General features: G+C 41.7%; 8 protein-coding genes. 7 read left to right on the top strand and 1 reads right to left on the bottom strand.

Annotation, left to right across the window (positions count from 1 at the left end; genetic code table 11):
* Positions 1-95 precede the first annotated feature (95 nt).
* Complete coding sequence (locus tag AACU33_RS13695) at positions 96-689, top strand: hypothetical protein (protein WP_096589220.1); 594 nt, start codon at positions 96-98, stop codon at positions 687-689.
* Between the two features lie 6 nt (positions 690-695).
* Here AACU33_RS13695 and AACU33_RS13690 read toward each other — a convergent pair whose 3' ends face one another.
* Positions 696-6,170, bottom strand: coding sequence for a translocation/assembly module TamB domain-containing protein (locus tag AACU33_RS13690; RefSeq protein WP_096589219.1), 5,475 nt, complete (start codon positions 6,168-6,170; stop codon positions 696-698).
* 774 nt (positions 6,171-6,944) lie between these two features.
* On the opposite strand from AACU33_RS13690, the gene AACU33_RS13685 reads away from it, so the two are divergent.
* The 6 genes from AACU33_RS13685 to AACU33_RS13660 all read left to right on the top strand — a co-directional run bounded on the left by AACU33_RS13685 (position 6,945) and on the right by AACU33_RS13660 (position 15,071).
* Complete coding sequence (locus AACU33_RS13685) at positions 6,945-7,373, top strand: DUF3110 domain-containing protein (RefSeq protein WP_096589218.1); 429 nt, start codon at positions 6,945-6,947, stop codon at positions 7,371-7,373.
* A gap of 256 nt (positions 7,374-7,629) precedes the next feature.
* A complete protein-coding gene (murQ, locus tag AACU33_RS13680; RefSeq protein WP_096589217.1) occupies positions 7,630-8,553 on the top strand; it encodes an N-acetylmuramic acid 6-phosphate etherase in 924 nt (307 codons plus the stop codon).
* Positions 8,554-9,276: 723 nt separating this feature from the next.
* Entirely contained in the window at positions 9,277-10,476 is a 1,200-nt protein-coding gene (locus AACU33_RS13675) for a response regulator (RefSeq protein ID WP_096589216.1), read from the top strand.
* A gap of 271 nt (positions 10,477-10,747) precedes the next feature.
* Positions 10,748-11,113, top strand: coding sequence for a response regulator transcription factor (locus tag AACU33_RS13670; protein WP_096589215.1), 366 nt, complete (start codon positions 10,748-10,750; stop codon positions 11,111-11,113).
* Between the two features lie 90 nt (positions 11,114-11,203).
* Positions 11,204-11,677: a chemotaxis protein CheW gene (locus AACU33_RS13665; RefSeq protein WP_096589214.1), complete on the top strand. Its 474-nt coding sequence runs from the start codon at positions 11,204-11,206 to the stop codon at positions 11,675-11,677.
* Between the two features lie 76 nt (positions 11,678-11,753).
* Entirely contained in the window at positions 11,754-15,071 is a 3,318-nt protein-coding gene (locus AACU33_RS13660; RefSeq protein WP_096589213.1) for a GAF domain-containing protein, read from the top strand.
* Positions 15,072-15,128 lie beyond the last annotated feature (57 nt).

Below are 15,128 nucleotides of genomic sequence, written 5' to 3'. Positions count from 1 at the left end.
CCTAAGCCTTCAGTAATTTCCCTCAAGCCGATACTATAGACATATTATATACTCATTGACTTGGGTAATCACCCTGAGTCAAGAGGTCAATAGAAATGACTAGTCAACAGTTCGCGATCGCCACAGTTACATTATTTATTACCATTGGAATTACCCAATGTCTTGGCTCTGCTAAAGTAACAGCTTCCTGTCCTAGTCCATTATTAGATGGAGACTTTGAAGAACAAACTAGTTCAATTGTCAGCAGTCCTTGGGTTTCTGAAGGCAAAGTTGGCATTGATAGAGGAATGGGAAACAGCAATTCTGCTCAAAACAACGTTTGGATGCGCAATGTTTCTGGATGGAATGGTATTAACCAGCGTGTAAAGCTACAACCTAACACCGAGTATGAGTTAAAAGCCTACATCAGGACATCCGAAAATGTCACAGACGGTTCTTTTGGAGTGCGAGATGCAAATCAAAAAGCTTTTGTAGAAATCAAGTTTGGTAGATTAGCTCAATACATACCTTTAACGCTGCGGTTTGTTACAGGTAGTGAATCTGAGTACAACATCTTCACTGGATTCTGGGCTATAAGTCAAGATAGCTGGGTTCAAGTAGACAACTATACGTTGACGGGCAGTACTTGTAAAAAAGAACAACAGGGAGTAGGGGGACAAGAGGAACAAGGAAGAAATACTAATCCTTGACTCTTTTTAAAATCGCCTGTCATACTCAACTACTGCACGACTATCATCAAATAAATTTGTAGAAGCGCGGAGGCGAATTGTATCGGTAATTCGATAATTTAGACCCCATTGTAATGGGTCATTGGCTGTTAAAATTTTGATGCCAGAAACAGAAAACTTAGAAGAAATATCTACCCCTGCTTCCAGCGCTAACTCTAAAGTTGAATTGCTCTTTCCTGCTTCGGGATTATCAGAGATAACAGTGGGAAATAGACGAAGTTCGCTTAAACCAAAAGCATTACCAATTTGGTTAAAGGCTCCCTGAAAATTGTTAAAGACAGCGGAACCTGCTATATTAATTAACCCTAAAGTGCTGTCGCCACGCCCCTGAGTATCTACAAACCCACCACCTAAAAGCGCTACAAGTTCTGTTTCGCTACGTGTGGGAGTGCTTGTTAGTTGCAGATTTTCGTTTAATTTACTAGCAGGCCCTTTAACTTTGGCTTCTACTCGCACAGTTTCTAAGCTTGATAAACCTGTAGTGTTGAGCTTGCTAATATCACCAGTCAAATTTCCATCCAGTACCTTAGCAAATAGCAGAATATCTAAATTGGGGTCGCGTGGTTGTTCCTTCCTAAAAGTTGCTGTGTGTTCGTAACCACGAGCAAGATTAAATTGGGTAGTAAATAAATTTACTCCTCCTTTTTCTAGCCGAATCTTACCATCTGGTACTGGCTGATTTAAAGAGCCATTAACAGCGAGGCTACCTGTTGCTTGGAAGTTGATAATTGGTGGACGGGAAATTTGGACGTTTTTACCTAGTGATAGTTCTAGATTATTCAATCTTGCAGGTGTATTTTTTGTTTCAGTCTTGTCTTGCTTGTTAGCTTCGATTGGTAAAAGACCTTGGGTGCTATCCGTAGAGTTGGTAGTGTTGGCAGCTTCTGCAAGCAACACTTGACCATCAAATAACTCTACTTTACCGCCGATAACCGGGTTAAGAGCAGAACCAGTAATTTGCAAATTACCGCTTGCACCTCCTTCGTACAAACCTTTGAGTCTCAAGGTTAGTTGATCGAGGTTAACAGTAAGAGGATTGGTAACAATCGCTTGTTGAGAGTTGAAAATGGGAATTTCCCCAGCCGCGTTTACTTGACCTCGGCTAAATTTACCCTGAAGATTCTCCACTATTACCCGGTCAAAATCAAAAGTGACTTTGCCTGTAACACGTCTTATTTTTCCTGGTAAAGCTTGGGCTGAAAAAGTGGCATCATTAACACTGGCAATTCCAACTACTTGTGGCTGCTGTCTGGTTCCGCGCACCGTGATGTCTACTTCACCTTCACCATTCTCGAACATTACCTGGCTAGTTAAGACGTTTAACAGTGCAAGTCCTTCATTTTTTACTTTCACATCCAGACTGATTCGATCGTTATCTGGTGCTACAGAAGCAAAAGGCAACTTATAGGGTATGCTGCCGTTAATGTTAACGGGTTCTGGCCCAGCAACTGTGACGTTACTGCCAAAATTTAAGCGACCATTGTCATAGCTAAAACTGGCTATAGCTGATTCTACTTTTTTCTGATTGATTGTTCCTTCGGTGACTTGTAATTCACCTCTAGCTTTGGGATTGCTGATACTACCTGCTAAAGCTACTGAAGTGTTGAGATTGCCTGTCACCCCAACTGGCAGTTTCACAAAATTACTCAATGCCTGGATGGGGAAATTTTTGACCTGCAAATTACCGGATTGATCGTTACCGCCAATGTTACCTTTGAAAGCGATCAGCCTGTCTTTAGACTCAATACGTAAAGGTAGCAACGTCAAAACACCGTTTTCAAAACTACCGTTGGCAATCAACTGTTCCGCACGATAAAAACGACCTGGTTCGTTCTTTTCTGCTTCTTTGCCCCAACTCCAGTTTTGACCATTTAAGTTAAACTGTGCGGCTATGCCGTTAGCAGTAGCAGTGTTGAGAGCAATTTCTCCGTTGAAAGTCCCTTGTAAGTCTGCTAACTCTGGCACTGGATTTGCGTCACGCCGCTGTTGTTGTTGTTCTGCTAATAAAGCATCAACCTGATAAAAACGCTCAATTTGGGTTAATAATGGCTGATTGGCTAATCCTTGGGGGACTGTCACCAGATCCGCAGCTTTACCGTAGGTTGGCGCTGCCATGCCGTTGCGCAGATCTTGTAACTCAAATACCTGTATGGCTGTCAGGACATCTTGGACATTTCCCTCATTGATGTTGAGTTTACCTTGAATTTGAGGAGTTTTAGTGGATGTACTGACATTGCCTGTAAAAGCATAGCGACTTTTACCTTTCACAAAGGCACTATCTGTAATATTCGCCATGCCATTACCATAGCGGAATTGCGCAGTTAACTGTTCGCCCTTGATGCGTCCGATCGCGGGATTGGCGATCGCAATATTGCCACTGGCTGCTAATGTATCCTGATTTACTAGCAAATTCCCGGTTAACGCCCCAGCTAATGCAGTATTACCAAGGCGAGTGTTAGCAGGTAAAGATAAATTTAATACTTGTAAGGGGAAGCTATCTAATTTCAAAGCCAAATTATCCCCTTGAGCTTGACCGCTGGCGGACGCTTGTTGCCAGTTGATTAAAAAAGAGTTAGGGCGATTGTTAGCATTGAGGTTGAAGGCAATGCGATCGCGGTTTCCAGCTAGGTCTAAATTAGTACCCTTGCCTTGCACCGATTGAATATTTCCACTTAAAACTGGCTCAAAGGCAAAGTTCTTCACTGCCAAATTGCGTAACCTGAGTTGCCCTTGGATATTGGGCACAGGTAAGTTACCAGTTATTTGTCCGGCAAAATCTGCTTTCCCAGCCAAATCGACTGCATTTGGTAGCTTAATTGGCAACTGTTGCAAGTCGTAATTTTGCGCTTGCACATTCAGATTTAAATCTGTAATTTGTGGTATGCCTGCGCCTTGAGCATTGGCTAATATATAACCACTGGCATTTAAATTCGGTGCTGTGGCGCGTTCGATGTTCAGCTTTTGTCCGTCCCAGGCGATCGCTGCACTCAGGGGTTGGGTAATTGCGGCAATACCTTGAGAAAACTGTACCTGACCAGCAGCCCGCACATCAGCTAATTTAGTTGATTGTACTGTGCCAGCCACTTGCATCTGACCGCCAAATTGACCGCGTAACTGCTGATTTAACTGATTTAATTTCACCCCTGAAGCCTTAACCACAGCCTGATAGCGACCGTTAGCTAGTTCGATATTCGAGGCTGTAATTGTGCCATCGGCAAGATTCACCCGTGCCTGACCAGTAGCGGCAATATTTTCGGGTTTAAAAGAATCAACCGATCCGGCAACGTCAAAATCACCATTCAAATTGCCGCGAAATTGCTTAATCGTTGGTGCTAATTCCTGCACAGCCAGATTATGGGCCCGGAGTTGCGCTAAATACACACCATCAGCTAGTTGAATATTTTTCGCTGTCACCGTACCACCAGCCACAGCCAAGCTACCCTCGCCAGTACCGCGCAGAGTTTTGAGGCTAAAGTTATCTCTGCTGCCTGCTATCTGGAAAGTACCAGCCATTGGCCCGGTCAACGCTGGGGGAATATTCTTCAATATCCGCCCCAACCGCACATCATTAGCGACTAATTGCGCCGCAAAATTTTGGTCTTGTAACTGAATATGAGAAACTGCAACCGTTCCCCCACCTATTTGTACGCCAGCACCCTCAGTCTGAATTGAGGCAATTTGAAATGGTGATGTTGTCCCGGAAAGGAGCAAGCGACCGTTAAATTCTGCCCCAGCTAAAGAGACATTTTGCAGTTTATTTTTGTCTACAAAAGGTTCTACCTGTACGCCAGAGGCTTGTGCTACAGCTTGCCAACGTTGATTGGCGTAACTACCAGAAGCCTGTACTTTACCACCACTGAGATTAAAAGCCACATCGCGGAAGAAGACAGTCCGATCTGGGGCAACGGTGACTACACCAGTTGCGGGGTAGGTGGCTTTGGGAGCTTGCCATTGGACTACAGTTTGAATATTACCAGCAGTACCAGTTAACTGACCTGTACCAGAAACAGCACCGATTTGAAATGAAGGTGTAGTGTTATAAATTTGGGCGATCGCATCACCTGGTACATTCTCACCAGTAAAATTAAAATCCAGTTGCGGCGTTTTACCGAGTTTTATAACACCAGTACCCGCAACCTTGCCACCAACCGTTGGTGTACCTTGAATATCTTTCAGGCTAACTAAAGAATTGCTAGCAGAAAACTCAAACTTGCTACTAACAGATTTAAAATCTACTTTGTCTATGCGAGCAGGTTTAATCGTCGCAACTGTACCTGTAAGAATTGGTTTCGTAGGTGCGCCGACAAGTTGTAAGTCTGCTTTTACTTCTCCAGTCGCCAGTAGAGGTAATTTTACCTTGAGAGTTTCTAAGGCTGTAGCTACATCTACCTGATTTATTTGTCCCCTCAACTTATAGCCAGTTTCTCGGTTGATACTACCTGTAGCTACTAAGGGGATTTTGCCATAGTTACCAGCTACCTTATCGAGCTGTATTTCCACTCCCTGGAAGTTGACGTTTCCTTGGGCATTATTTAACAGTTGTGGCAGACGCGGTATTTGAATTGCTACTCCTTGCAAAAAAGCACTGCCATAAAGTAAAGTCTGCTGCTGTGGTATCAGCTGAATTTTTAAATCCCCATTAACGCGACCCGCCTGTAAAGTCAGCGGTAGCTGAATAATCCGAGTAATATCAGCAGCCAGCAAGTCCTGTCCTCGGATCTGCAAATTAGCGGCTTGTGTCTTTAAGCGTGTATCTCCCTGAAGCGTTAGACTACCACCACTATCTGCTTGACCTGTGACATCAAACCTCATCAACTGATTGTTTTCCAAAAGTTGGGCTGTTCCGTTGAGGTGCGAAAAACCCACAGCCAAGTTGGGGCGTTGTGGCGTTGTAGATTTTTGTTGTCCTGGGGTTTTGGACAAACCTACCAAAATCAACTTCCCATTGCGTAACCGAATTTTATCTAAATCGGTTTTAATCGGGCCGCCTTTCCCACTCAGGCTGATAGTAGTACTCAGCCAGCGCCCTTGCTCATCTTTTTTAATATAAACATCGGGATTGACTAAGGTGACATCTAGCTTTAAGTTACGGTTAAAAATTAACTGTAATGGGTCAAAACCTACTTCTACAGCATCCACTACTACTCGGTCTGGATCTGTAGCAGTTGCTGGAATCTCCGAAGCTGCAAACCTTACTCCCATCAGAGAAAAATCTTTCACGCCGCCAAGTTTTACCGGACGGTTGAGTGTGGTCGTGAGATTTTTTTCTGCTAACGGTGCTAATTCTTTTTGGACAAAATTCGATAAACGCCAAAGACCACCGATAATTGTCAGCAGCAAGATTCCACCCAAAGCAATACCACCGCGACCCAACACAAGTAACCAGAAACGCTGACGATTGGGGGAATTGGAGTGATTCACTTGATTGGGACGCTTAGACATTGGCTTTCACTCTTTGTTTGGCGACTGTAGCTGACTCACATCTGGCATTAACTAGTAACAGATTGCTCTGCCAGATCCAGGATACGTTAACTAAATAGAAGACCCGATCGCATGAGTCTAAGAAATTAGGCTATTCAATACATAATCAATGATATTGGCACTGTCAGACATATCAGAACCTGTAAAATACCCACACTGTATTATCAGATCCGTGTGGGCTTCTAGTATTACTGACTATCTATGTTCAAAAACAGCCTAGCTTGAGCCTCTGGCCTAATTTACCCTTGCGGGTGAAGCTCCTGCTTTGCCTACAAAGAAGTGGCTGACAAAGGTAGCTCCAACGAACGGAAGATTTTTTGCTCAATTTAAAACAGCTTCAACACTCCATTCATCATTTCCACACTGAAAGCGTTCGTTAGAGCTGAGTCACAATATGCAAACTATAGATGACAGGTTTGATTGATGTAGGCAAAATTACAACCCTACCTGAATGCCCTTGTAATTACGGAAAGTTGGTAACTGATATCAAGACATCATCATTCTAGACGAGACAATCTGGATAGAGTTCCGAGATTATTCTCAAAAACTCGACTATCTTTAATACCTTCACCAACTTATAGCAGTATCAACTTATCTTAAAAAAAACGAGTAAGTTTACTTATTGACAGTTAAACACGGCCTGCCCAAGGAAATAGGTGAAAATTATGGACTAGACTTTCCTTGAAGCACAACCTAGAACTTTAATAGGAATAGACCTCAGAAACATAAGGATAGATGATTACCCCAATGCGTGTTTTTGTGCTGATTTTTAATGCTGGAACGGATAATGAGGGGATTCACACCGTGCGGATAGGCGATCGCAATAAAATTCTGATGTTTGAATCAGAAGATGATGCAACGCGCTATGGCTTAATGTTAGAAGCACAGGATTTCCCCGTACCCACAGTAGAAGCGATCGATGCCGAGGAAATTAAGGAATTTTGTGAAAGTGCTGATTATGAGTGGGAAATTGTCCCCGAAAACAGTGATTTAGTCGTCACTCCCCCAGAACTAAATGTAGAAGAAACCGATTGGCAACCTGATGCTAACCAAGAGGATACTGATGAGGAAAGCTTCCTCCTTAATCCAGTAGACCAATCAGAACCAGACTTATCTGATGCTGAACTAGAAAACATTCGCCGTAAATTGGAAGGTTTATTGTAAGTAGTCATTGGGCATTGGTCATTTGTCATTTCTTCCTTGTCGCTCCGAAGTTCAGATGCCTGCGGCAACCCCTCCGGTTTACGCCGCAAGCTGACGCTCCGACTTCTCTCCTTGTTCCCTCTGCTCCCTTCCAGGGTTGTTGTCAAAAAACCTACACTTGTCAGGAGAAAGATGGGAGTGCTTTGATTAGGGGCTGACAGACATGATATGACAACTGACAAATGGCCAATAACAAATGACCGAGGACAAAAAATAAATGTCAAATTTGCAGGAACGCGGCTATCTTTTAACTGAGCAAGTAAACTCTAATAGTCTGAACTTAGACCAGATCGGTTCTCTGGAATTGGTGGAATTGTTTAATAGCGAAGACCAAAAGGCGGTTGCAGCAGTAGCTGCGGCGAAAAAAGAGTTAGCTCGTGCGATTGATTGCACGGCAGAACGTTTGCGTCAGGGAGGACGCTTATTTTATGTTGGTGCGGGCACAAGTGGCAGATTAGGGGTATTAGATGCTGCTGAATGCCCGCCTACCTTTTGTACGCCTCCAGAATTGGTACAGGGAATTATTGCCGGTGGCGCAGGCGCACTAGTACGGAGTTCTGAAGATTTAGAAGACCGTGCCCAAGATGGAGAAGCAGCGATCGCTCAACGACACATTACACAATTAGATGTAGTAGTGGGAATTACTGCTGGCGGCACAACGCCTTTTGTCCAAGGGGCGCTGAACGCCGCCCGCCAACGGGGAGCGATAACGATTTTTATGGCCTGTGTGCCTGCTGAACAGGTAAGCTTTGATGCTGATGTTGATATTCGGCTCTTGACTGGCCCCGAAATTCTCGCGGGTTCCACTCGTCTAAAAGCTGGTACAGCCACCAAGCTAGCTTTAAATATCCTTTCTACTGGAGTGATGGTCAAGCTAGGTAAAGTTTACGGCAATCGCATGGTAGATGTCGCTGTCACTAACCAAAAATTACGCGATCGCGCTTTGCGAATTTTGCAAGACCTTACAGATTTAAGTCGGGAAGATGCGAGTGTGTTACTAGAACGTAGCGGCAACTGGGTGAAGTTAGCCCTATTAATGCACTGGACTGGCTTAGAAAAACCAGCAGGCGATCGACTGTTGTCAGAACATCACGGTAATTTGCGCGCTGCTATTGCCAGCTACAATGTCACAAAATCCTGAAAAGGAACTATCAGGAAGTTTAACTTTGCTCGCTCATGCCCAATCTTTTGTCAACATCTAATGACAAATCAATCGCCCAGACATAATTCAACAGCCATAATCTATTTTGCCAGCTAGCTAGAACTACTGACGGGGTAATTACTCCGTCAGGTTAATATTGTTAAACCAGCAAAAGCTTATATCCAATGCATCTGAAGTTTTAGTAACTTTTTATTTAGCAAAAATATTTTTACAATATTTACTTTTCAATCACCGTAAAAATGATAGGTAGAATAATGTTTCAAAACAATCAACTTAATCAAAACTGACAGTCTAAAGCAGAATTATTTCCAATAAGTATAAATTATTTTTCAACTATAGATCGGGATTTATACCGATCGTAAATTAGATCAAAAATGAATATGATAATATATCACAACTATATACACGAGCATCTGGATAACATAAGTTTCTACTGATTAGTTAATCATGGCTAGATCCTAGAGTTAGATGAAGGGAAATTTCCTACTATATCGCTCCCTTTATTAAACTAGTTTTGACCTGCTATTGCTTTTGAGATAATCAGTCTTGACTTAGTAGCAAATATATCTAATGTCTACAAAAAATGATGGTAAACAACCGGATAATTTTACCAAAAATATGGAAAAGCATGGAGATATTTGCTGACTAGTAAATGGGTAGTGTAGGTTGCCAACGGCTGACTTGTTAGTAAGAGGACAATGTATGAGCCACCAAAACCCGATCGTATCAAATACCATATTAAATGAATTTAAAACTTGTACCCAGTTGCAATACAACGGCCAGTTAAGTATTAAAAGTTCAAAAGGACATCAATGGATTTTTTATTACCGGCTGGGACGAATAGTTTGGGCAACCGGAGGAATTCATCCTTTCCGCCGTTGGCGCAGACAAATGGCTCAACACTGCCCAGAAATTGATGTAGATAAGATACGTTTAAGTTATGAAGACATCTCACGCGATTATTGGGATTACCATCTTCTGGAAATCTTATATAAAAAGCAAAAAATCCAGCGTGAGCAAATACATTCTATTGTAGACAGCACGATCGCAGAATTATTTTTCGATCTAGCTCAAGAGGCAGATTTTACTTCTGTAACTTGTCATCGCAGCCAACAAGTGATTTTAGAAATGCCAATGAGCTTCACGAGTGCAGATGTATCTTTAAAGCAGATGCAAGAATCGTGGAAACTTTGGTCGGAAGCTGGTTTAACAAATTTATATCCCGATTTAGCGCCAGTATTACGGAAACCAGAACAACTTCAGCAATTGGTCAGTTCAGCCGTCTATAACAACTTTGTTACTTTCATCAATGGCAAATATACTCTGCGAGATTTGGCTGTAAAAATGAAGCAGAATTTGTTGCCAGTTGCTCGTTCATTGCTGCCATATATCCTTAAAGGCATTATTGAACTAGTAGAAGTACCAGACTTACCCTTAACAGTCGTTGAAGCCCAGAAAAATCCTACAGCTACACCACAAAAGAAAACAACTGCTCCGTTGGTAGCTTGTGTAGATGACAGCCCTCAAGTCTGTAAAATTTTAGAGGAAATTCTCACTTCCAATGGGCTAAGGTTTATCAAAATTCAAGATGCTGTTCAAGCTCTACCAACTCTAATTCAGGATAAGCCAGACTTAATTTTTTTGGATTTGATGATGCCTGTTGCTAGTGGTTACGAAATCTGCACTCAGCTACGACGAATTTCTAGCTTTGCTAACACACCAGTAATTATCTTAACAGGCAATGATGGTCTTTTAGATCGAGTTCGCGCTAAAGTAGCTGGCTCTACTGATTTCCTTGCCAAGCCTGTAGCCAGTGATAAAGTAATGGGTATAGTACGTAAGTATTTACCTATCCCAGCCGCATCAACTAAGACGAACACCTCTAAATTGCAGAGTTTGTAACTAAATTTATCCTTGATGATGGGACTGTCTATTGTGGAATTAGCTTTGAAGACGAAGTCTCACATAATCGGCAAATGCTCAGTTGCAAACAAGTATTTATGAATACTTCTTTTAAAACACTTCTTGATTCATAGGTATTTTGCCAAAATCGATAAAAATTTCTTTTTTAAGTGCTTTTTCTGAGGTTAATCGATAAGAATTGGCTCACCATTATAACAAAACAAAATTTTGTTTTGATTTAATTTAGACAGACATAGAATTGGTACTTACAATGAACACTGTTCTAGTTGTTGAAGATGGTTTAACTGATATGGAAATTATCAGTAGTTACTTACAACAGGCAGGATATTATGTGATGAGCGCTAAAAGTAGCGAAGAAGCTCATGACAAGATAGGTACAACTAAGCCTGATGTGATATTTCTCGACGTAATTCTACCAGGTAAAAGTGGTTATGAAATTTGTAGAGAACTAAAAAGTAATCCCGATACTAGTAAAATTCCTGTGGTTTTTTGTTCTACCAAAAATAGTGATGTAGATAAAATTTGGGGAAATATGCTTGGTGCTGAAGCTTATCTATCAAAACCTGTCAATAGAGAAGAATTAGTAGGGACTTTACAGCGTTTAATCAATCATTAAATTAAATATATTTGCTAAATTATAGTCACTAATGAAGTGAAAATAAGATAGTGACTATCAGCAAACACCTAATATAAAGGAACGAGAATTTTGGAGACTCTGCAAAAGTTTTTAAGTTTTAATCTAGGAACCAATGACTTAGCTGTAATTCAGTTACAGCACATTGCAGAAGTATTACAAGTATCATTGACAGAAATCTGCGGTGTGCCTCAGATGCCTAATTGCGTCTTGGGTATCTACAACTGGCGTGGCGAAATGCTATGGTTAGTTGATTTAGAAGAGATGTTAGGATATCCGCCGTTGTTGCAAGCCCCTAATTTAGTCTCAAAGATGATGGCAATAGTCCTAGAAAATGAAGGTAAATATTTAGGGTTATTAGTGCGTCAACTGACAGATATTGAATGGTTAAATACTGAGCAAATGAAAACCCCATCTGCTGAACTTTTTTATCCAGCAATGTCACCCTTTGTCGAAGGATATTTTATCAAGCCTGACGAGGGGATTGCATTTAATTTAGACGCATTGGCAATTATCCAAGCTTCTATATGGGGCAATCATAATTAAAAATTTCCCTAACTGAGAAATTTATTAATTGGGAACTATCAGATTCTTACCAAGAAAACTTATCGAGGGTGCTAAAATGACATTTTTATATAACAATGGGCAAGAAAATAGTAATATCATTACCGATTTAGAAAAAATAGAAAATCAGAATGGTAGCCTTAATATAGCCAGTATTCCTAGTAATGAATTATCTATATTAAATGCGATCGCTCAGGAATTTAAAAATTGGCGACAGCAGTTACAAAATATCACTACTCACCTACGTCAAGCCCCAGATATTGATACGCTACTTAAAGTAGCTGTAGCTCAAATCAGAGAAAAAATCGCTGGCGATCGCGCTTTAATTTATCAGTTTAAAACTGCTGATACTGGTACTGTCTTAGCAGAATCTAGAACCCTCGGTTGGACGCCTACCCTAGGCGAAACTCTTCCAGGTATTACTTTTGGCTTATACACTAGCCAAGATTATTTAGAACCAGTAGTTATTGATGATATCGATCGGATACAAATTACCCCCTATCAAAAACAACTACTAGAAAAATTCCAAATTAAAGCTAGTTTGGCTCTACCGATTGTTGTAGACAATAAAGTTTGGGGCTTACTGTGCGTCAACAATTGTTCCTCAGCACGACATTGGCAAGAGGTAGAAATTACTCTACTGTCTCAAATTACAACAGAACTCAGCTATAGATTGCAGAACTTTGGCTCTCAAACAGAACTGCAACAACAGACACTAGCAAAAAAATCGGTAGCCAAAGTTATTGATAAGATTCTGCACTTATCATCTGTCGAGAAGGTGTTTCAAACAACTACTCAGGAAATCCGTCAATTACTCAAATGCGATCGCGTCGGGGTATATCGCTTCAATCCCGATTGGAGTGGCCAATTTGTGGCGGAGTCGGTGGGCAATGGTTGGGTAAAAATGGTCGGCCCTGATTTTAAAATGGTCTGGGATGATACCCACTTGCAAGAAACTCAAGGCGGACGTTACGCCAAGGGTGAAACTTTTGCGGTGAAGGACATTTATCAAGCAGGCCATGCTCAATGTCACATCGATATTTTAGAGCAGTTTGAAATGAAAGCTTACATAATTGCGCCGATATTTTCTGGGCAACAATTATGGGGCTTACTGGCAGCTTATCAAAATTCTGGCCCCCGCGATTGGCAATCTTGGGAAATTAGCGTTTTGACTCAGATTGGATTGCAATTTGGTGTGGCGATCGCCCAAAGTGAATATTTAGAACAAGTGCGGACAAAAACTGAGCAACTAACTCAAATAGTTGAGCAAGAGAAAACTTTAACTAAAATAGTCAACCGTATCCGCCAATCTCTAGATGCAGAAAGCGTTTTCAAAATCACTACTCAAGAAGTACGCCAATCTCTGCGATGCGATCGCGTAGCCGTTTATCAATTCAATCCTGACTGGGGCGGTCAGTTTATTGCTGAATCTGTAGGTCATGGTTGGGTAAAACTGGTAGGGCCGGATATTCAAACTGTCTTAGACGATACCTACTTACAAGAAACTCAAGGTGGTCGCTATAGCAGAGGAGAAAACTTTGTTGTTAATGACATATATCAAATTGGTTTAGCTCCTTGCCATATTGAGATTTTAGAACAGTTTGAAGCCAAAGCTTACATCATAGTTCCTATATTTAATGGCGAGAAATTATGGGGATTGCTGGCGGCTTATCAAAACTCTGGCACTCGCGAATGGCAAAGTTGGGAAGTTAACTTCTTAGCTCAAATTGGTTTGCAATTTAGCCTAGCTAAATCGCAAATAGAATACCTCGAGCAGGTGCGAGTTAAATCTGAAAAACTAACTCAGATAGCCGAACAAGAAAAAGCCTTTACCAAACTAGTCAACCGCATTCGCCAATGCTTAGATGTCGAGGAAATCTTCAAGACATCTACTCAAGAAATCAGACAATTACTGCGATGCGATCGCGTCGGTGTCTATCGCTTTAATCCTGACTGGAGTGGCGAATTTGTAGCTGAGTCAGTGGGTCAAAATTGGGTAAAACTGGTAGGCCCGGATATCAAAACGGTGTGGGAAGATACTCACCTCCAAGAAACTCAAGGAGGCCGTTATGCCAAAGGAGAAAATTTTGTTGTTCGTGATATCTATCAAGCAGGTCATTCTCCTTGCCACGTTGAGATTTTAGAACAATTTGAAGTTAAAGCTTACGTTATAGTTCCATTGTTCTTTGGCGACAAACTTTGGGGATTGTTAGCAGCTTATCAAAACTCTGGAACCCGTGATTGGGAGGAATCAGAAGTTAGTTTGTTAGCCCGCATTGGCGACCAGTTAGGGCTAGCATTGCAACAAACAGAGTATTTGCAACAATTACAGACACAGTCAGCACAATTAGCAGAAGCAGCAAATCGAGAAAAAGCAGCTAAGGAATTACTGCAACAGCGATCTATTCAACTGTTAACAGCCCTCAGACCAGCCCTCAATGGCAACTTGACGGTACGTGCGCCGATTACAGAAGACGAGCTAGGTACAATTGCTGATGCTTACAATAATACCCTGCAAGCACTCCGGCAAATAGTTATCCAAGTACAAGCAGCAGCCCAACAAGTTGTGCAAACTTCTGGTACTAGCGAAGCATCATTAGCCGGACTCACCAATTTAGCCAAACAACAGTCTGAGGAAATGAACGCAGCCTTAAACGAAATTCAACAGATGGTGGACTCAACACAAGCTGTAGTAGCTAATGCTGAGTTGGTACAGGTAGCTGTCCAACAAGCCAACCAAACTGTTGAGTCTGGCGATGCTGCGATGAACCTGACTGTACAAGCTATCCAAGGAATTCGCGAAACTGTTGCTCAAACTAGTAAAAAGATTAAACGCCTCAGTGAATCTTCGCAAAAAATCTCTAAAGTAGTGAATTTGATTAGTAATTTTGCCACGCAGACAAACGTACTAGCTCTCAATGCAGCTATTGAAGCCACTCGTGCTGGTGAATATGGTAAAGGTTTTGCAGTAGTAGCTGATGAAGTTCGTTCTTTATCTCGTCAGTCAGCCGCCGCTACTATCGAAATTGAAAAATTAGTTCAAGAGATTCAAGCAGAAACTGGCGAAGTAGCGGTAGCTATGGAAACAGGTATTCAACAGGTGGTAGAAGGTACAAATCTTGTCGGTGATGCTAGACAAAATTTGAACGCAATTGTGAGTGCAACTGCGGAAATTAGCCAGTTAATTCAGCGGATTACCGCAGCTACCCAAAAACAAATGGATCAGTCTGTCAAAGTAACTACAAGTATGAAAGATGTAGCAGAAATTTCTCATAAAACTGTGGATGAATCCCATGAAATTACTGTTGTCTTTCAAGAGTTATCTGGAATGGCAAAAGAATTATTAGCAACCGCCAGCAAGTTCAAGGTGAATTAATAGATCTTCGCGCCCTTTGCTCATGTTGGCAAGGGCGCAGATTTTTAGGGATCTTCT

It is taken from the genome of Calothrix sp. NIES-2098, assembly GCF_963875125.1.
In the GTDB taxonomy this organism is placed as follows: domain Bacteria; phylum Cyanobacteriota; class Cyanobacteriia; order Cyanobacteriales; family Nostocaceae; genus Aulosira.
This window is presented reverse-complemented; position numbering and strand designations above follow the sequence as displayed.